Origin of the sequence: Pseudomonas nitroreducens (assembly GCF_010994165.1) — a bacterium.
Lineage (GTDB): Bacteria > Pseudomonadota > Gammaproteobacteria > Pseudomonadales > Pseudomonadaceae > Pseudomonas > Pseudomonas nitroreducens.
The window spans coordinates 1,070,712-1,089,752 of sequence record NZ_WMBX01000002.1 but is presented as its reverse complement, the minus strand read 5'-3'; the positions used below and the strand labels follow the sequence as shown (position 1 = coordinate 1,089,752).

Genomic DNA, 19,041 nt, shown 5'->3' with positions numbered 1-19,041 from the left:
AGGGGCGAGCCTGTCACACCCGGCGGAAGAGTGTCGGGTAATCGATCACCAGGCCTTCGGCATCCACTGACAGCAACGCCTGAAAGTCCGTGCCCTCCAGGTTTTCGTACAGGTAGTGAGTGGCGTCGATGCGTGTATAGCCCTGGCGCATCCGCACCGGCATGAGCTTCGGCGCTTCCAGATACACCACCGCCAGTTCGCGGCGATCGCCGTCGGCCAGTTGCAGGCGGCGGATCGGGAAGGTGTTGGTGAAGGGCGACGGCCAGAGGTCGATGTCCAGGCATCCTTCCAGCTCGCTCAGCAACTCGCCGCTGCCGCTTCGCCAATGGCCTTCGCCATCGGTCAGCAGGTGAAGCTGATGCGCACCGCGCTCGCTCTCGACGGAGAAATGCGCCTCGCGCAGGCGCCATTGGCTGTCCCACTCCAGTTGATACTCCAACTGATAGGGCGGCCCGCCCGCCTCGTCGATGGCGCGCAGTTGGCTTTCCGCGCGGCCGTCGCCCAATTGCAGGGACTCCCAGCTGGAGGTCGGCGCGTGCCACAGGCCTTCCCAATTCAGCGTGCGCATCAGGGCGCCTCCAGCACGAGGCCCAGGCGCTGCCGCTTGGGCAGGCGGGCGACCACCAGTTGGTGCGAACGGGTCAGGGCTTCGCGCAGTTCGGCATCGCCCATGGGGTAGGGGCGCTGCATGGAAATCCAGAAGGCCCGCGCCAGGTAGGGCGCAGGGCGGATGCCGGGGCGGTCGACATAGCCCAGGAACAGCTCCGGGCCGACCTTGAACGCCAGGCCGCCATTGCCGCTGTCGAGGAAATCGAGGATGGCGAACATCTTGTTGCCCGCCACCGAAAACACTCGGTTGCTGCCCCACTTGATGTCTTCGCGGGCGCCGGGCAGTTCCAGGCAGAAGCGGGCGATCTGTTGCGGCGTCATGACTCGGTTCCCTCAGTCCCGGAAATAGACCTCGACCAGATGGTAGCCGAACTGGCTTTTCACCGGGCCGTGGACCACGCCGACCGGCTTCTTGAAGATTACCTGGTCGATGGACTTCACCATCTGGCCGGGGCGTACCTCGCCCAGATCACCGCCGCGCTTGCCGGAAGCGCAGGTGGAGTGCTTGCGCGCCAGGGCGGCGAAATCCTCGCCCTTGGCCAGGCGCTGCTTGATCTGCTCGGCTTCGGCGGCGGTCTTGACCAGGATGTGGCGGGCCATGGCAACGGGCATTGTTTCGTGTCCTTAGATGAAAGCGTCTGGGCGCGATTGTACGGCAGCAGTGATGCAGGTCGCATTTCGCGATGGGTTGCATTGTCTGGCCTGGGGGCGCTCCATAGAGTCAATAAGCAAATTCTTATTTATGGGGCGCCGCTTACAGACGGCGTCCGCCGCCACCTTGCGTACGGATGCAGTTCAATGGATATCCAAGCGATGCTCAAGATCCTGGCCACCCAGGATGGTTCGGATCTTTACCTCTCCACCGGCGCGCCGCCCTGCGCCAAGTTCAACGGGGTGCTCAAACCCCTGTCCAACGAGCCGATGAAGGCAGGCGATGTCGCCCGCATCGGCTATGGGCTGATGGACGAGGAGCAGCGTGCGGAGTTCGACCGCGAGCTGGAGATGAACCTGGCGATTTCAGTTCCCGGTGTAGGGCGTTTCCGGATCAACCTGTTCAAACAGCGCAATGAAGTGTCCATCGTGGCGCGCAACATCAAGCTGGACATTCCGCTGTTCGACGACTTGAAGCTGCCCGACGTGCTGCTCAAGGTGGTCATGGAGAAGCGCGGCCTGGTGCTCTTCGTCGGCGGCACCGGCTCGGGCAAGTCCACTTCCCTGGCGGCGCTGATCGACCACCGCAACCGCAACAGCGGCGGCCACATCATCACCATCGAAGACCCCATCGAATACGTGCACCGGCACCGCAAGTCGATCATCAACCAGCGCGAAGTGGGCGTGGACACCCGCAGCTTCCATGCCGCACTGAAAAACACCCTGCGCCAGGCGCCGGACGTGATCCTGATCGGCGAGATCCGTGACCGCGAGACCATGGAGCACGCCCTGGCCTTCGCCGACACCGGCCACCTGGCGATCTCCACGCTGCACGCGAACAACGCCAACCAGGCGCTGGACCGCATCATCAACTTCTTCCCCGAGGAGCGCCGGCCGCAGCTGCTCAACGACCTGGGCAACAACCTCAAGGCCTTCGTTTCCCAGCGCCTGGTACGCACCCAGGACGGCAAGCGCCGTGCAGCAGTGGAAGTGCTGCTGGGCACGGCGACCATCAGCGACATCATCAAGCGTGGCGACTTCAGTTCGATCAAGGAGATCATGGACAAGTCCCGTGCCCTGGGCATGCAGACCTTCGACCAGGCGCTGTTCGACCTGGCGGTGGAAGGGGCGATCACCGAGGAAGAGGCGGTGAAGAACGCCGACTCGGCGAACAACCTGCGGCTGAAGCTCAAGCTGTACAAGGACAACCCGGGCAGCGTCGGCAGCACCGCCACACCTGCGGCTGCCAAGCCAGCTGCCCCGGCGCCGGTTGCACCGCCGCCGGCCACCCAGCCTGTCGAGGCTTCGAGTTGGGGGCTGGAACTGGCACTGGAAGAGATCGAGGCGGAAGACGCCGAGAAGCCGGCCGGGCAGTAAACCGCCAGTTGAACGAAGGAAAAGCCCCGGCACGCCGGGGCTTTTTCATGGGAGCGGAATCAGCGCGTTCCTTCGCGCGTCGGTGAGTTCGGCGCCCAAAGCGCATCAGAGTAATGACAGCGGATAGCTGATGATCAGCCGATTCTCGTCGAAGCTGTTGGTGCTGCCCCAGTCCCGGCGCATGGTCGAGTTGCGCCACTTCACGGTCAGCGTCCTGAAGGTGCCGCTCTGCACTGTGTACGCCAGTTCACTCTCGCGGCCCCATTCGCTGCCGTCGGTGGTGCTGGCGTTGTGCACGTTTTCGCCGTGGATGTAGCGGTTCATCAGGGTCAGGCCGGGAAAGCCGGAGGCGGCGAAGTCGTAGTCATGACGCAGTTGCCAGGAGCGCTCCTTCGCGCTCTCGTAGCTGGCGTTGTAGCTGTCGTTGGCGAGGGTGCCACCACTGGTGCCATTGACGCGGAACCATTCGTCATCGCCCATGACCTTCTGCAGGCCGAGGTAGAAGGTGCTTGCACCGTACTTGGCCGAAAACATTCCTGAAAATGTCCGGTTGTCGAGGTCTCCGGCCTTGGCACTGCCATCCTCCTTGCCCCAGAAGTAGCCGATATTCGCACCGAGTACCCAATTGCCCAGCGGCTGGCTGTGCTGCAGCTGCAGGTATTGCTGCTGGTAGATGTCCTTCAGCTGCGCGTTCCACAGGCCGACCAGCGTGCGGTCGCCGTTGAAGCGGTATTCGCCACCGGCGAAGTTGAAGCGGTCCGAGGTGTAGGCGGGGCGGTTGAACAGTGACATGTCTTGCATGCTGGCGTCGTTGCGCGGGCTGTTCTGGCGGAACTGGCCGCCGTAGAGCGTCAGGTCGTCGATTTCCTTCGAGGTGACCTGGGCGCCCTGGAAGGTCTGCGGCAGCGAGCGGCCGTCGTCCGAGCGCAGGATCGGCAACACCACCATCCATTCACCGGCCTTGAATTCGGTGTTCGACACCTTGGCCTTGCCGGCCACCGCCAGGCGGCCGAAATCGTCGGCTGGGCGACCGTCGTCGTGGGTCGGCAGCAACTGGGTGCCGGCCGTGCCCTTGCCGCCATCGAGCTTCAGGCTGTACAGCCCGAGTAGGTCCAGGCCGAGCCCGACGGTGCCCTGGGTGTAGCCGGAGCGGGCGTCGAGAATGAAGCTCTGGGTCCATTCCTCCGCCTTGTCCTGGCGGGCTTCGCCGACGTAATTGCGGTTCATGTAGAAGTTGCGCAGCAGCAGGCTGGCCTTGGCGTCATCGAGAAAGCCGCCTTCGTCGGCACTGGCCAGGACGGGCAGGGTGGGTAACAGGCAGACGCTGATGGTGAGATGCGGCAGGTGGCGGAGCATGGGGTATTCCCTCGGCATTCTTGTCATTGTTGAGGCGAGCGGGGACCTCCGCGCGGCCCTTTCGGAGGGCGGCGGATGGAGGACTAAGGCGGTCAGGACGCGGATCAGCCAGGCGCGACAGGAATGTGCGGAGGGGCGGTACGAGCGATGCACGCGCGCAGGCGTGCCAGGGTGAGCATGAGCATGTGAACGGACCTTTCTTATAGTTGTTGGCGCCGCATCGAGGCGGCGGCTGGGTCCATAGTGGTGCTCCGCGCCGGCGGGCCGCAATTCGCCAGAGGCGTAAGCGTTCGCTGTTCGAACATGAATTAACCAAATGGAACATTCTTCCGCCGGCATTGCGCGTAGGATGCCTGGCACAACGCCGAGCAGGACTCGTATCGCCCGGCCTTTCAGCGGACCCGCGAGGTGCTCGGGTAGCGGCGCGGCGGATTCTTTCTGCAGAGCCTCCTGCTAGGCTGTCCCGCTCTCCATGTTGGCCCCCGTGCCGGCCGCATCTGCCTATTGAATCCGTGAGTCGATGAGTACCAGCCAATCGCCGTTGTCCGGCGTCCACCAGCCCTTCAAGGGCATCCTGCTCATCGTCCTGGCGACCTTCCTGTTCTCCAGCCACGACGCGCTGTCCAAGTACCTGGCGAGCATCTATCCCATCGTCATGGTGGTGTGGGCGCGCTATGTGGTGCACACGCTGCTGATGGCGGGCATCTTCCTGCCGCGCGCCGGCCTCGCCGTGCTGCGGACCCGCCATCCGTTCCTGCAGACGCTACGGGCACTGTGCCTGCTGGGTACCAGCTTCCTGTTCACCACGGGGCTGCAGTACATACCGCTGGCCGAGGCGACCTCGGTGAACTTCCTCGCGCCGCTGCTGGTGACGGCATTGTCGGTACCGCTGCTGGGCGAGCGGGTCAGTTTCGGCCAGTGGGCCGCAGTGCTGGTGGGATTCGCCGGCGTGCTGGTCATCGTCCACCCCGGCGGTGACCTGTTTACCCCGGCAGTCCTGCTGCCCTTCGGTTCGGCGCTGTGTTTCAGCTTCTACCAGTTGCTGACCCGCAAGCTCAGCCAGGTGGACAGTCCGACCACCAGCAACTTCTTCGCCGGGTTGTGCAACACCCTGATCGTCAGCGCGCTGGTGCCGTTCTTCTGGCAATGGCCGGGACTGGTCCATGGGCTGATGATGCTGGCCCTGGGCACCTGCGGGATGACCGCGCACCTGTTCCTGACCCAGGCTTTCAAGCATGCCGCGCCGGCTCTGCTGGCACCGTTCAGCTATTGCCAGATCGTCTTCGCCGGGCTGCTGGGGTTCGTGATCTTCGGCCATACGCCGGAGCCGTCGGCGCTGCTGGGGATCGCGGTGATCTGCGGCAGCGGGCTGGCGGCGGCCTGGCTGCAGAGTCGCAAGGGGTAGGGCGACACCGTTGCTGTTGGAGCGAGCTTGCTCGCGAACAGCCCAGCGTCGGAGCAACCGGTGAATCCGTTCGCGAGCAAGCTCGCTCCTACAGAAAGCAATAGCGCCGAGCAGGCTTACTCGATCTCGAACAACCCGTGGCGGATCGGCCCGACCTGCAGGCGCTGGCGCACGTCGTCGTCGATGCGCGGGTCGTCCGGCTGGTACAGCTTCACCTGGCGATAGGCGCTGATGCGGTTGATCTCCGGCCCCAGGTACTCCCAGACCACGCGAGTGCAGGCCGGGGTGCGCCGGTCGCCGCTGGAGACGCCGGTCTTCAGGCCGTTCAGGCGTGTGATGCGGCTCTTGAAGCTGGGGATGAGGATGGTCTGGCTCATCTCGTTGACCGTGAGCGACTCGTAGTCCATCAGGAACACCCGGTCCTGCAACTGGAACGCTGCGCCCAGGTAGCGGCAACGCACCCAGTCCTCGGCCTGCACGTCGGTGCTGCTGGAACGCTCCTGGCGCTCCTGGCGCTCGAAGAGGAAATTGCCGTCCTCTTCGTACAGGTGCACCAGCGAGAGCAGGATCGAGCCGGGGACCGACATGCAGTTGGAATACTCGAAGTAGTAGCCGCAGTAACGCGACAGGTTGCCTGCGTGGTCGCGCAGCGGGCGGAGCATTTCCAGCAATGGATCGTCGCGTTGCACGTTGGCCTGCGAGGTGCCGCGCGCACCAATCAGCCGGGCGAATTGCTCGGGCGGCAATTGCAGCTCGTAGTCCTCGACGCCGAAGAAGTCGCCAATCCGCTTGAGGTTGTACGCGGTGGGCTGGCTCTGCCCGCCGAGATACTTGTTGAACTGTGCGCGGTTGATCGAAAGCTTGCGGCAAACCTCCGAAATAGAGCGGTAGTGCGCGCAGAGCAGCTTGAGATTGGGGCCGAGGTTTTCGGACATTCGTGCCAGGTCCAGGTGATGCGACTGGCGCAATTATAGCGTCAGGTAGCATCAATTCGTAGCAAGCCGCGAAATTGTTTCGGAAGGCTTCGGGCGCAACCATGCGCCCCCAGTGAGCGGACCAGCCCCAGGTCCGTGCTCCCACAATAACAATCGAGGCCCCAGCACATGCTCGACGCGATCAACGATTTCCTCTCCGGGAAAGTCCTCATCGTCCTCATCGTAGGACTCGGCGCGTACTTCACCATCCGCTCCCGTTTCGTCCAGTTCCGCCACTTCGGCCACATGTTCGGCGTGTTCAAGGAGTCGATCCGTGGCCAATCCGGCCAGCTGAGCTCGTTCCAGGCACTGATGCTGAGCCTCGCCGGCCGCGTGGGTGCCGGCAATATCGCGGGTGTCGGCATCGCCGTGACCCTCGGTGGCCCCGGCGCTGTGTTCTGGATGTGGGTCACCGCGCTGGTGGGCATGTCCAGCAGCTTCTTCGAGTGCACCCTGGCCCAGGTCTACAAGCGTAGCGACGGCAACGGCCTGTACCGCGGCGGCCCGGCCTACTACATCCAGCACGGCTTGAAGCTGCGCTGGATGGCCATGACCTTCGCGGTCCTGCTGCTGGTGACCTACGGTTTCGCCTTCAACGGCCTGCAAGCCTTCACCGTGACCCACTCGCTGCAGAATGCCTTCGACATCCCGGTCCTGTACTCGGGCATCGCCCTGGCCGTGCTGCTGGCCATCGTGTTCTTCGGTGGCATCCAGCGCATCGCCGCGGTCTCCGACCTGCTGGTGCCGGTCAAGACCCTGGCCTACATCGCCGTGACCCTGTACGTGATCGTCACCCAGATCGAGCTGGTGCCGGGCATGCTGACCACCATCGTGAAGAGCGCCTTCGGCCTGGAACCGGCCTTCGCCGGCCTGCTGGGCAGCGCCATCGTGATGGGCGTGAAGCGTGGCGTGTTCGCCAACGAAGCGGGCCTGGGCAGCGCGCCGAACGTGGCCGCAGTCGCCGCCGTGCGCCATCCGGCGTCCCAGGGCGTGGTCCAGGCGTTCAGCGTGTTCCTCGACACCTTCGTCATCTGCACCTGCACCGCGCTGCTGATCCTGCTCTCAGGCTTCTACACCCCGGGCTTCGAAGGCGACGGCATCACCCTGACCCAGAACTCGCTGGCCGCCGTGGTCGGTGACTGGGGTCGGATCTTCGTCAGCGTCGCGCTGTCGCTGTTCGTGTTCACCTGCATCACCTACAACTACTACCTCGGCGAGAACGCCCTGCAGTTCATCGTCGGCCGCAGCCGCACCGCGCTGATCGCCTTCCGCGTACTGGTGCTGGGCCTGATCCTCTGGGGCTCGATGCAGAACCTGGGCACCGTGTTCGCCTTCGCCGACATCACCATGACCTGCCTGGCCTTCGTCAACCTGGTGGCCCTGGCGATGCTGATCAAGACCGGCCTGCGCGTGATGCGCGACTACGACGAGCAGCGCCGCTCCGGTATCGAGCGCCCGGTGTTCGACGCCAGCAAGTTCGCCGACCTGGACATCGACCACGACGCCTGGCGCGACGCGCACAAGATCAATTCGACCGCTCCGGCCCACGGCAGCCTGCCCGCCCAGGGCTGATCCGCTGACTTTGGTCTGATACGCAAGGCCGGGACTTCTCCCGGCCTTGCGGTTTATCCTGTGACTTTCCTACAAGAGCACTGGCATGCGTCGCGTGAAGAACCTCTTCGTCCTCTATACCGGCGGCACCATCGGCATGCTGCAGACTGCCGAAGGCCTGGCGCCGGCTGGCGGTTTCGAAGCGCGCATGCGCGAACAACTGCAAGGACACGGCGAGATTCACCTCGACTGGTCCTTCAGCGAACTGCAACCGCTGCTCGACAGTGCCAACATGACCCAGGCCAACTGGCTGGCCATGCGCGACGCCATCGTCGGTGCGGTGGAGCAGGGCGACCATGACGGCGTGCTGGTCCTGCACGGCACCGACACCCTGGCTTACAGCGCTGCGGCGCTGTCCTTCCTGCTCCTGGGGCTGGACGTGCCCGTGGTGTTCACCGGCTCCATGCAGCCGATGGGCGCGCCGGGCAGCGATGCGCCGGCGAACCTGCTGGGCGCGCTGAATGCACTGGATGCCGGTGTCGAGCCGGGTGTCTGGTTGTATTTCAATGGCGAGATGATGCACGGCGCCCGCGTCACCAAGCTGCGCAGCGAGGCGTTCGATGCCTTTGCCGTGTTGCCGCGTGAGCGCAAAGGTGAACGCGCGGAATCGCTTCCTGCCGAACTGAACTACCGCCAGCCGCGCCAACCGGTGAACCTCGCCGTGCTGCCGCTGTTCCCCGGCCTGCGTGCCGAGCACCTGCGTGCGCTGCTCGGCAGTGGGGTACAGGCGTTGCTGCTGGAGTGCTACGGCAGCGGCACCGGTCCGTCGGATAACGAGGAGCTGCTCGCGGTATTGCGCGAGGCTCATGCTCGCGGCGTGGTGTTGGCTGCGATCAGCCAATGCCCGCAGGGGCACGTGGCGTTCGACGTCTATGCCGCGGGCAGTCGCCTGCGCGATGCGGGGCTGGTTTCCGGCGGAGGCATGACCCGCGAAGCGGCGCTGGGCAAGTTGTTCAGCCTGATCGGCAGCGGCCTGGCGCCGGCCGAGACGGAGCGCCTGTTCGCCCTCGACCTGTGCGGCGAGCGCGTCGAAACGAATTAAGGGAGAGCGCCCCGGTCAGGGGCGCGATTCTTCCAGCGGCACGTTGAGCACTTCGCGTACCAGCATGGCGATGCTGCTCACGCCCATCTTTTCCTTGATCTTGGTGCGGTGCACGTCGACGGTCTTGACGCTGATGTTCAGCTCGCGGGCGATAACCTTGCTGGCCTTGCCGTCCACCACCATCATCAGGATTTCCCGTTCCCGCCCGGTCAGCAGGTCGAGCTTGTGCTGCAGGACCTGCTTCTGCTCCTGCCCGGCGTGTACCTGTACCGCGCTTTTCAGTGCGGCCTGGATGCGATCGAGCATCTGCTGCGGGTTGTAGGGCTTCTCGACGAAATCCAGCGCGCCGTTCTTCATCGCCTTCACCGACATGGGGATGTCGCCGTGGGCGGTGACGAAGATGGTCGGCAGGGCGATGCCCTTGTCGTTGAGCATTTCCTGCAACTGGAACCCACTGGTCTCGGGCATGCGCACGTCGAGCACCAGGCAGGCGGGGAGCTTGGGGGCGTATTCGCGCAGGAACTCCTCGGCGCCGCCGTAGCACAGCGATTCGATGCTGACCGATTCGAGCAGCCAGGCGAGGGAGGTGCGCAGGTCCTTGTCGTCGTCGACGATGTAGACCACGGGTTTTCTAGCATCCATCAGGCGTTGCCACTTTCTTTTTTTATCGTTGTAGAGCTGCACGTAGGCCGCGTACGCCGGGCTTTGGCCCGGTCGCCGCAATGGCATGTCCCGGAGCATACCCATAGTCGCCGAGGCTGACGATAAAGAAACCACCTAGATGACTAGCGGCCACCACCCTCTGGGGTGGTAATCGTCTGAATGTTTCGCGCCCTGGCGCTGCCCTACGCTGGCCCCATACAAGAAAGGCCGGGCGTGCCGGCCACTCCAGCACAAGGGGCGAAGACATGGCCAACACCCTCAGCCAGACCCAGATCGATTTCCGCAACGCCATGGCGCAATTGCCGGCGGCGGTGAACATCATCACCACCAACGGCCCGGAAGGCCGCTGCGGCATCACCGCCAGCGCGGTCTGCTCGGTCACCGACTCGCCGCCCACGGTGCTGGTCTGCGTCAACCGCGGCAGCGCCACTCATGATGTATTCCGCAGCAACGGCCACCTGTGCGTCAACGTGCTCTGTGGCGAGCAGGAAGAGCTGGCCAAGCACTTCGCCGGGATGACCAAGGTATCGATGGAAGAGCGCTTCGCCTGGGACCTCTGGGACGACGGCTACGCCGGCCTGCCGGTGCTGCGCCAGGCGCTGGTCAGCCTCGAGGGTCGCATCAGCGACTGCAAGGAAGTCGGCTCGCACACCGTGATGTTCGTCGAGCTGGAAAAGGTCGCCGTGCGCGAGCGCCAGGACAGCCTGGTGTACTTCAATCGCGTCTTCCACCGCGTCGACCGCGAGGCCGTGCGCTGCGCCAGCTGACTCCGAAAACAACAAGAACGAGGTGATCAACGTGACCCTGAAGATTTCCCAGACTGCCGACATCCAGAACTTCTTCGAAGAAGCCAGCGGCGCCCTGAACGATGCCGGCAACCCGCGGGTGAAGAACCTCGTCCTGCGCATCCTGCAGGACACCGCCAGGCTCATCGAGGACATGAGCGTCACCCCCGACGAGTTCTGGAAAGCCGTGGACTACCTCAACCGCCTCGGCGCGCGCCAGGAAGCCGGCCTGGTCGTCGCCGGCCTGGGCATCGAGCACTACCTCGACCTGCTGCTGGACGCCCAGGACGCTGCCGCCGGCATCGAAGGCGGCACCCCGCGCACCATCGAAGGGCCGCTGTACGTGGCCGGTGCGCCGCTGTCCGAGGGCGAGGCGCGGATGGATGACGGAAAAGACGCCGGCACCGTGATGTTCCTCTCCGGCCGCGTCTTCGACCTCGACGGCAAGCCGCTGGCTGGCGCCGTGGTCGACCTCTGGCACGCCAACACCAACGGCACCTACTCGTACTTCGACAGTACCCAGTCCGAGTACAACCTGCGCCGGCGCATCGTCACCGACGCCGAAGGCCGCTACCAGGCGCGCAGCATCGTGCCCAGCGGCTACGGCTGCCCGCCGGACGGCCCGACCCAGGAGCTGCTGAACCAACTCGGCCGCCACGGCCAGCGCCCGGCGCACATCCACTTCTTCATCTCCGCGCCGGGCCATCGCCACCTGACCACACAGATCAATCTCGCCGGCGACCAGTACCTGTGGGACGACTTTGCCTATGCCACCCGCGACGGGCTGATCGGCGAGCTGCGTTTCGTCGAGGACGCGGCGGCGGCCAAAGCGCGCGGAGTAGAAGGGCGCTTCGCCGAGATCGAATTCGATTTCCAGCTGCAGCCGGCGGTTTCCGCCGATGCCGAAGACCGCAGCAACCGCCCCCGCGCGCTGCAGGAGACCTGACCGTAAGGCGGACAACGGTTCGCGGTTGCACGCCCTGCATGAACTTGGGCGTGCTGCGTTCAGCCCCGCCGTTCTCGATGCATCAGCCAGAGGAAGTACGGGCAACCGATGAACGCCGCCAGCAGACCCGCAGAGACCGGCCAGGGATAGGCGATGTTCCGCCCCAGCCAGTCCGCCACCACCATGATCACGGCTCCGGCCAGCGCGCTCAGGAGCAATTGCGGCGCGGCGCGACGGACGCCGAGGTGGCGGGCGATGTGCGGGCCGATCAGACCGACGAAGCTCAGTGGGCCGACGATGATGGTAGCGGTGGCGGTCAACACCGCAGCGGTCAGCAGGATTGCCAGGTGACTCCCGCGCAACCGCAAGCCCAGCGCAGTCGCGGTGCCGTTGCCCAGGGTCAGCAGGTCCAGCGGGCGAGCCAGCAACAGGCTGATACCGATCATCAACGCTCCGACGACCAGGCCGGTGCTCGCGGACGTCACATCCACCTGATAGGTCGAGCCGGTCATCCAGCTCATCATCGCGGTCATGCGCGGGTCACCGCTGGCCAGCAGCAACGTGCTCAACGAGTGCAACAAGGTGGTCAGGCACACGCCGGTCAACAGCAGCCGCTCGGCGTTGAACGTCTTGCGCCAGGCGAACCACAGCAGCAGGCCGAGCGTCAGCAGCGCGCCGATGCTGGCGGCTGGCACCATGTAGGCCTGCGGCTGCGGCATCACCAGGAACAGCACCAGCACGGCGATGGCCGCGCCGGACGTGGCACCGAGGACTTCCGGGCTGGCCATGGGGTTGCCGGTCAGGCGCTGCACCAGCAGTCCGGCGACGGCCAGCATGGCGCCGGCGGCGAGCGAGCCGAGTACGCGCGGCAGGCGCCATTGCGCGATGGCGTCGCGCAGACCGGCGTCGCCCCAGTGCCAGCCGTTGGCGTCCACCGCGAAGTAGATCGCCGGCAGCGTCAGCAAGGCGAGCAGGATGGCCATGCCGATGATCAGCCGCCACGGATGCTCCCGCTGCGGCCTGGCTGGCGCCGGGCGCGGGATGATCCCGCCGCTGCGCTGGCGGCTGAGCAGCCACAGCAGCAGCGGAACGCTGAAAATGCCGGTGAGGATGCCGGCGGGAATTTCCCCGGCGAAGCGCGACAGCTCGCGGGCGATCTGGTCCACCACGCAGAGGAGCGCAGCGCCCAGCAGTGGCGCCCAGATCAGCCGTTGCTTCAGCGTGCGGGCACCACACAGCCGGGCAATCGCCGGCGCGGCAAGGCCGACGAAGGCGAGCATGCCTACGGCACTGGTCACGAAGGCACTCAGCGCCACGGCCACGGCCAGACCCAATACGCGGGTACGGCGCAGGTTGACGCCGACCGCCGCCGCGCCTTCATCTTCCAGGCCCAGGGCTGCCAGCGGGCGCACCATCAACAGGGCGATGACCATGGCCACTGCGAGACGCGGGGCGAGGTACAGCACGCCGTCCCAGCCACTCTGGTTCAGCGAGCCGGCCTGCCAGAGCAGCAGGTCGATCAGGTAGTCGTGGTTGAACAGCACCAGCAGCGCGTTGAGCGACACGCAATAGAGGCTGATGACCATGCCGGCGAGGATGAAACGCAGCGGTGACAGCGTGCGGCCCCAGGCAAAGGCGAACAGCAGGGCGGTGGCGAGCGCGGCGCCGGTCAGGGTGACGGCCTCCAGGCCATGCACCAGCAGCGTCGGGGCGAATATGGTGGCGGCCGACAGTGCCAGGTTGGCGCCGGCGGAAACGCCCAGCGTCACCGGCTCGGCCAGCGGGTTACGGAGGATCTGCTGGAACAGCGTGCCGGCCAGGGCCAGCGCGGCGCCAGCCATCAGGCTCACCGCCAGGCGCGGGAAGAAGCTGAAGTGCAGCAGCACCTGGCGCACGTCGTCCAGGTCCGGCGACCACAAGGCCTGCCACCAGAGTTCGCGGGGCAGGGCGCCTTGCAGGCCATGGAATACCAGCAGTGCGGCGAGGAGCGCCAGCAGCAGCGTACAGAGCGCCGGGCCAATCGGCAGGCCGCGGCGTGGTGCGGCGAGTCCGAGGGTCGATTCAGGCATGGGCGACCTCCGTGGCATTGTCCAGGTAAGCGGCGATGCGTTCGGCCAGGTCCAGCACCGAGGCAGCGCCGGCGTAGGGATAGAAGCGCTCCAGCGTCAGCGTGTGCCCCTGGCGCACGGCGGGCAGGTTGGCCCAGAGGTCGTTGGGCTGCCGCAGGCTCTGCAGTCGTGCCGAGGTGGTGGGGATGTCGACGTAGACCAGGTGCGCATCCGGGCGCTCGGCCAGGCGTTCGATGCTGACCATGGCCAGCCCCACCGGGCCGACCGGCCCTTGCCAGGCATTCTCGACGCCGAGGCGGTCGAGCACGTCCTGCACCATGCTGTTCCTGCCGTAGACAGCGGCGTGGCGGCCGTCCTGGTTGAGTACGGCGACGCACACCGGCGGCAGGCTGCGCTTGGCCAGTTCTGCGCGCAGCTCGGCCAGGCGCTGTTCGCCAGCGGCGATGTAGTCGGCAGCCACCTGCTCGACGCCGAGTCGCCGCGCCAGGTCGTTCATGAAGTCGGTAGTGGCTTTCCAGGCACCCTCGGCAGCCGGGTAGATAGCGACCTTTTCGGTCGGCGCAATGCCGTTGAGTCGACGCTGCAAGGTCGGCGTCATCGGGTCGCTGAGGATCAGTTGCGGCTGCAACTGCTGGATCAGTTCGAGGTTCGGTTCCCAGTAGGGGCCCACGTCACGCACGCTTTCCGGCAGAGCCATGGTCGGCATGCGCACCCGGTAATAGCGGTCGTCGGAAATCGCCAGCGGCGGTACGCCCAGGGTCAGCAGCGTCTCGGCGGCGACCCAGTTGAGCGCGACGATCCGCGTCAGGCGCTCGCCGGCGAAAACCGGCAGGCCGCAGGCGCAGGCCAGGCCGCCCAGGGCGAGGCCCTGCAGCAGGTGGCGACGGGTGAGGGACATGCACTACTCCTCGCGTGAAACAACAGGCTTCTGAAACAGCAGGCTCTTGAAACAACAAAGGGCCCCCTGCGAACAGGGAGCCCGGAAGCAGCAGGCGGAACCGGCGCGGGGCCGCTTCCGCCCGTGCCTTACCAGCTGTACTTCACGCTGGTCATGACGGTGCGGCGCAGGCCCGGGTAGCAGGAGATCGGGCTGTCGCAGGTGGCGGCATATTCCTCGTCCAGCAGGTTCTGGGCGTTCACCGAGAGGGTCACGTTCTTGTTCAGCGGGTAGCTCACGCCGGCGTCGAACAGGGTGTAGTTGTCGACGTGATAGGTGTTGGCGTTGTTGCCGTAGAGCGAACCGGTGTAGCGCACGCCGCCGCCGATGGAGAGACCGTCGACCGCGCCTTCGTGGAAGGTGTAGTTCAGCCAGCCGTTGGCCATGTGCTCGGGCACGTTGGCCGGGCGATTGCCCTCGTTGCCGTCGTTGCTGCTGGTGATCTTGGCCTTGGTGTAGGTGTAGGAGGCCAGCAGGTCCCAGTTCTGATCCAGCTTGGCCTTCAACTCGGCCTCGATGCCGCGCGAACGCTGCTCGCCGGTCGGCTCGCTGAAGCCGGTCGGCACACCGTTGGCGTTGAGCTGGGTGGTAAGGATGTTTTCCTTGGTCAGCTCGTAGGCGGCCAGGGTGATCAGCAGGGTTTCGTCCGGCTGGAACTTCACGCCCGCTTCGTACTGGTGGGCTTCGCTGGCCTTGAAGGCGCCACCGTCGGCGGTGATGCCGGTGTTGGGTACGAAGGACTCCGAGTAGCTGACGTAGGGCGCCAGGCCGAAATCGGTCAGGTAGGTCAGGCCGACGCGGCCAGTGAAGGCGTTGTCCTTCTGCATGGTGTGCGCGCTGGTATGGCTGTCGAGGTCGTTGCGCACGTAGTCGTAGCGGCCGCCGGCGGTGAGGATCCAGTGGTCGTCGAACTTGACCTGGTCCTGGATGTAGCCGCCCACCTGCTGGATGGTCTGGTCGTAGTTGATGGCCTGGCCGGGGAGGGTGGTGTCCTTGGTCGGGCGCTGCACGCTCTGGCCGTACTGCGGGTTGTCCAGGTTCAGCGACGGGCCCAGGGTGCGCCAGCGAGCGATGTCGGCGTCCTGCCAGCTGTAGTCGACGCCCATCAGCAGCGTGTGCTTGAACGCGCCGGTGTCGAAGTTGGCCTGGAACTGGTTATCCAGATTGAAGGTGTCCATGTGCTGATCGAAACGGTCAGCGGTACGGATGATGTTGCGGCCGACCTGCAGTTGCGGCAGCAGGTTGGCGAACACCAGGTCGACCTGGCCGTAGCGGGCGTTCTGGCGGAATTCCCAGGTGTCGTTCAGGCGGTGGCGAAACTCGTAGCCCAGGGTGTACTGGTCCTGGCTGAAGTGGTTGTAGCTGTGATCGCCGAGCAGGGTGCCGGTGGGGTGGCCGTTGACGCTGTAGTCGAAGATCGAGCCGGAGTTGCGGTCACGCAGGAAGTCAGTGAGCACGGTCAGGCTGGTGTCTTCGTCCGGCGCCCAGGTGAAGGACGGGGCGATGTAGTAGCGGTCGTCCTCGACCTCGTGGCCGTCGTCGTATTCGGCCTGGGTGTTGGCGTCGCGGGCCAGGCCCACCACGCGGTAGAGGAACTGGTTCTGGTCGTCCAGCGCGCCGCCCAGGTCGAACTGGCCCTGCTTGCGGTCATGGTTGCCGCCGGTCAGTTCCACTTCGTTGATGTGGTTGGCGGTGGGCTTCTTGCTCACGCGGTTGACGATGCCGCCGGCATCACCCATGCCGAACAGGCTGGAAGACGGGCCACGGACCACGTCGATGCGCTCGAAGGCATAGGGCTCGCTGCGAAAGAACGCGTAGCTGTTGTTCTGCTGACGCAGGCCGTTGAGGTAGTCACTGGTGGCCTGGGCATTGAAGCCGCGGATGTACATCCAGTCGAAGCCCTTGGGGTCCAGGCCATAGGCTTCCACCTTGACGCCGGGCACGTAGCGCAACGCCTCGGTCACGGTCTGGGCGCCCTGGGCGTCCATCTGCTTGCGGGTGATCACCGAGATCGACTGGGGGATTTCCAGCAGCGGGGTGTCGGTCTTGCTGCCGCTGTTGGAGGTGCGCGGCACATAGCTGTCTTCACCTTCGATGGCGCCGGTGATGACCTGGGCGGACAGGTTCAGGGTGTCGCCGCTGGCGGCATCGGCGCCCAGCAGGGTCACGCGGCTGCCTTCGACCTGGTACTTGATGCCGGTGCCTTGCAGCAGGCGCTCCAGCGCCGCGGTGGGCTCCATCTCGCCGCGCACACCGGGGGCGCGCAGGTTCTGCACCTGGGTCTGGTTGAAGACGATCTGCAGGTTCGACTGCGTGCCCAGGCTGGTCAGGGCGGAAGCCAGCGACTGGGCCGGGATATCGATGCGGACCGGCGCAGCCTCTACGGCGGTGGCGGTCAGAACCATCCCCAGGGCGGTGGCGCGGACCAGGCGGGCCAGGGGCTTCACCGGGTGCCGGGATTGCAGCGCATTGCGGGTGCGACTCACTTGTTAGCTCCTATGATCTTGTCAGCGTGATCTTGTAATGCAGTTTCTAATAAGAATGATTCAGCTTTATGTGACGCGCCGGTTGGAAAAAACCGGAAAATTCCGTTCGATCTTTTTTGTTGTTCAACGACGACCGGGTGAAAGGGCGGCCATCCGGGCCGCCCGACGGTCAGCGCAGCGCCACGCCGGAAGGGCCGGGCGGGGTCGCAGTGCGGTGGTCCTCGATCTCCACGATCTGCCCGGCGCGCATGCGCAGCAGGCGGTCGGCGACGTCGAAGTAACGGTCATCGTGGGAGATCACGATCAGCGTCTTGCCCTGGGCGCGCAGCTCGGGCAGCAGCTCGGTGTAGAAGATGCGGCGGAATTCCGGGTCCTGGTCCGCGGCCCATTCGTCGAACACCAGCACCGGGCGCTTCTCCAGCCACGCCTGCACCAGCGCCAGGCGCTTGCGTTGGCCGGTGGACAGGTCGGTCGTCGAGAACGCCTGGCCCTGCAGGCTGACCTTGTGGGCGATTTCCAGGCGCTCCAGGTAGCGGCCGGCCTCTGCCGGGATGTCCTGGCTGCCCCTGAGCAGGTCCTCGAAGAGGAAGTAGTCGGCGAAGATGGTGGTGAACAGCTGGCGGTAGTCGTCGCGGCCGCTATCGCCGACCGCTTCGCCATTGAGCAGCAGTTCGCCGTCACGCGGGACGTAGAGGCCGAGCAGCAGCTTGATCATCGTCGTCTTGCCGCAGCCGTTCTCGCCGGCGATGAAGAGGATTTCCCCTCGATTCACCTTCAGGTTCAGCGGGCCGACGCCGAAGCCACGGGTGCCGTCGTCGGTGGGGTAGTGGTAGGACAGGTCGCGCAGCTCGATGGACTGGAACTCCAGCGGCTGGCGGCCATCGTCGGCCAGCAGCAGGTTCGGCTCCGGCGAGGAAAAACGCACTGACAGTTCGGCGATGCGGCGGAAGGCGACCTGCGCGCGGGTCACCACCGGCAGTTGGCCGATCAGCCCTTCCAGCGGGCCTTTCATATACAGCAGCACGAGAATGAAGCCGGACAGCGTCGCCTGGTCGGTACTCGGCCACAGCGACTGGTACGCCAGCGCCACGCCGATGACGATGAAGAACAGCGTGGAACCGAAGCCCTTGGCGACGTTGAACAGGTTGATCGAGCGCAGCTGGATGTCGCAGATCTCGTCGGCGGTGCCCTGCAGGCGTTCGCTGTAATGCTGGAAGCGGCGCGGGCGGCTGATGCGCAGCTCCTTGGCGCCCTCGGCGATGGCGCGGTAGTGCTTCTGCAGCTCGTCTTCCTTGTCGCGGGCCTCGAAGAAGCCCTTGATGCCCTTGGCTCGCGCGACGTACTGCACGGCGCTGCCGACGACGATGGCGATGGCGGTGGCGAGGAACATCGGCGGCGACAGCCAGGCCAGGTAGCCAAGGCAGCCGAGTGTGGTGGTCAGGGCGACGGCCAGCGGCGCGAAGGCGAAGGCGAAATCGCTGATGGTGTCGATGTCGTGGGTCAGCACCGGAATCAGGCGGTGGCTGCGGTAGCGCTCGATCTGCTCGATGGGCGCGGAAATGATCTTGCTGCCCAGGTCCTTGCGCAGCCGAGCGATCACGTGCTGGCCGACGTAGTTGGTGCCCATGTCGGAAATGATCGAACCCAGCAGCGCCAGTACGCACAGCCCGGCGAAACCCAGCAGCAGGCCGGCGGGCATGCCGCCCTGGGAGTGCAGGCTGTAGTTGATGGTGGCGAGCAGCGCGGTGATGGCCAAGCCGCCCAGAATCCCCAGCAGGGTGGCGGCGGTCAGCGGCAGCCAGTGCGGCCGCAGCAGTTTGAGCATTTCGCGCAAGGCGCTTGGAGCGGGTGTTGGCATCGTCTTTTCCTGGCCCCGGCCTGCCACAGGGCAGGCCGCACAACGGGACGAGACGGCGCGCGAATCAGGAGATCATCGGCAAATCCGAATCGTTCCTATCAAGACGAATGAGCCAGGAGAAAACTGAAGAGAATTTGCGAAAGTTTCGCAAGTAGGAAGGGCGCGTATGGGTGGGACGCCTGGTCGCGGCCTCTTTCAGGAGCGGGCACCAGGTGTCGGAGTCTGTTGGCAGCTGCGGATTTCGTCGCATTGGAGTTCGCGAGCAAGCGCGC

16 protein-coding genes are annotated in these 19,041 nt (G+C 65.4%); 6 read left to right on the top strand and 10 right to left on the bottom strand.

All coding sequences use genetic code 11. From position 1 onward, the window contains the following. Positions 1 to 13: 13 nt before the first annotated feature. Genes GJV37_RS12780 through GJV37_RS12770 form a run of 3 tightly spaced genes read right to left on the bottom strand, consistent with a single transcriptional unit; the run spans position 14 to position 1,221 of the window. Positions 14 to 568 (bottom strand): putative glycolipid-binding domain-containing protein, encoded by a 555-nt coding sequence (locus GJV37_RS12780; RefSeq protein WP_170858762.1) that lies wholly within the window; start codon positions 566 to 568, stop codon positions 14 to 16. Continuing rightward, a complete protein-coding gene (locus GJV37_RS12775; protein WP_084359312.1) occupies positions 568 to 930 on the bottom strand; it encodes an MmcQ/YjbR family DNA-binding protein in 363 nt (120 codons plus the stop codon). The genes GJV37_RS12780 and GJV37_RS12775 overlap by 1 nt, the downstream gene beginning before the upstream one ends. Before the next feature lie 12 nt (positions 931 to 942). Then, complete coding sequence (locus GJV37_RS12770) at positions 943 to 1,221, bottom strand: peptidylprolyl isomerase (RefSeq protein ID WP_024767268.1); 279 nt, start codon at positions 1,219 to 1,221, stop codon at positions 943 to 945. A gap of 186 nt (positions 1,222 to 1,407) precedes the next feature. Between GJV37_RS12770 and GJV37_RS12765 the strand changes: the two genes are divergently transcribed. After that, complete coding sequence (locus GJV37_RS12765; protein ID WP_024767267.1) at positions 1,408 to 2,637, top strand: PilT/PilU family type 4a pilus ATPase; 1,230 nt, start codon at positions 1,408 to 1,410, stop codon at positions 2,635 to 2,637. Between the two features lie 105 nt (positions 2,638 to 2,742). On the opposite strand, the gene GJV37_RS12760 is transcribed toward GJV37_RS12765, so the two are convergent. Then, positions 2,743 to 3,993: an OprD family porin gene (locus GJV37_RS12760; protein WP_193452614.1), complete on the bottom strand. Its 1,251-nt coding sequence runs from the start codon at positions 3,991 to 3,993 to the stop codon at positions 2,743 to 2,745. Between the two features lie 520 nt (positions 3,994 to 4,513). On the opposite strand from GJV37_RS12760, the gene GJV37_RS12755 reads away from it, so the two are divergent. After that, complete coding sequence (locus GJV37_RS12755) at positions 4,514 to 5,398, top strand: DMT family transporter (RefSeq protein WP_024767266.1); 885 nt, start codon at positions 4,514 to 4,516, stop codon at positions 5,396 to 5,398. Between the two features lie 116 nt (positions 5,399 to 5,514). On the opposite strand, the gene GJV37_RS12750 is transcribed toward GJV37_RS12755, so the two are convergent. Continuing rightward, the gene (locus tag GJV37_RS12750; protein WP_024767265.1) at positions 5,515 to 6,333 is read right to left on the bottom strand and encodes a helix-turn-helix domain-containing protein; all 819 of its coding nucleotides are present in this window, start codon (positions 6,331 to 6,333) and stop codon (positions 5,515 to 5,517) included. A 168-nt stretch (positions 6,334 to 6,501) separates the two neighbouring features. Here GJV37_RS12750 and GJV37_RS12745 point away from each other — a divergent pair, with 168 nt between their 5' ends. Both GJV37_RS12745 and GJV37_RS12740 read left to right on the top strand, forming a co-directional pair. Beyond that, positions 6,502 to 7,944 (top strand): alanine/glycine:cation symporter family protein, encoded by a 1,443-nt coding sequence (locus tag GJV37_RS12745; RefSeq protein WP_024767264.1) that lies wholly within the window; start codon positions 6,502 to 6,504, stop codon positions 7,942 to 7,944. A gap of 85 nt (positions 7,945 to 8,029) precedes the next feature. Further along, a complete protein-coding gene (locus tag GJV37_RS12740) occupies positions 8,030 to 9,025 on the top strand; it encodes an asparaginase (RefSeq protein WP_170858760.1) in 996 nt (331 codons plus the stop codon). A gap of 15 nt (positions 9,026 to 9,040) precedes the next feature. Here GJV37_RS12740 and GJV37_RS12735 read toward each other — a convergent pair whose 3' ends face one another. Next, positions 9,041 to 9,667, bottom strand: a complete 627-nt coding sequence (locus GJV37_RS12735) for a response regulator transcription factor (RefSeq protein ID WP_193452613.1) — start codon at positions 9,665 to 9,667, stop codon at positions 9,041 to 9,043. 266 nt (positions 9,668 to 9,933) lie between these two features. On the opposite strand from GJV37_RS12735, the gene hpaC reads away from it, so the two are divergent. Together hpaC and catA are read left to right on the top strand one after the other, a co-directional pair. Beyond that, on the top strand, positions 9,934 to 10,455 hold the full coding sequence (hpaC, locus tag GJV37_RS12730; RefSeq protein WP_024767261.1) for a 4-hydroxyphenylacetate 3-monooxygenase, reductase component: 522 nt from the start codon (positions 9,934 to 9,936) through the stop codon (positions 10,453 to 10,455). A gap of 31 nt (positions 10,456 to 10,486) precedes the next feature. Beyond that, positions 10,487 to 11,419 (top strand): catechol 1,2-dioxygenase, encoded by a 933-nt coding sequence (catA, locus tag GJV37_RS12725; protein ID WP_170858759.1) that lies wholly within the window; start codon positions 10,487 to 10,489, stop codon positions 11,417 to 11,419. 59 nt (positions 11,420 to 11,478) lie between these two features. On the opposite strand, the gene fhuB is transcribed toward catA, so the two are convergent. From fhuB to GJV37_RS12705, 4 genes are all read right to left on the bottom strand, one after another. Then, the gene (gene fhuB / locus GJV37_RS12720) at positions 11,479 to 13,488 is read right to left on the bottom strand and encodes a Fe(3+)-hydroxamate ABC transporter permease FhuB (RefSeq protein ID WP_193452612.1); all 2,010 of its coding nucleotides are present in this window, start codon (positions 13,486 to 13,488) and stop codon (positions 11,479 to 11,481) included. Then, positions 13,481 to 14,386 carry an ABC transporter substrate-binding protein gene (locus tag GJV37_RS12715; RefSeq protein ID WP_193452611.1) on the bottom strand — a complete coding sequence of 302 codons (906 nt, stop codon included), beginning with the start codon at positions 14,384 to 14,386 and terminating at the stop codon, positions 13,481 to 13,483. The genes fhuB and GJV37_RS12715 overlap by 8 nt, the downstream gene beginning before the upstream one ends. A 128-nt stretch (positions 14,387 to 14,514) precedes the next feature. Next, positions 14,515 to 16,911: a TonB-dependent siderophore receptor gene (locus tag GJV37_RS12710; RefSeq protein WP_084357938.1), complete on the bottom strand. Its 2,397-nt coding sequence runs from the start codon at positions 16,909 to 16,911 to the stop codon at positions 14,515 to 14,517. 169 nt (positions 16,912 to 17,080) lie between these two features. Further along, positions 17,081 to 18,769 (bottom strand): cyclic peptide export ABC transporter, encoded by a 1,689-nt coding sequence (locus GJV37_RS12705; RefSeq protein WP_170858756.1) that lies wholly within the window; start codon positions 18,767 to 18,769, stop codon positions 17,081 to 17,083. Between the last annotated feature and the right edge of the window lie 272 nt (positions 18,770 to 19,041).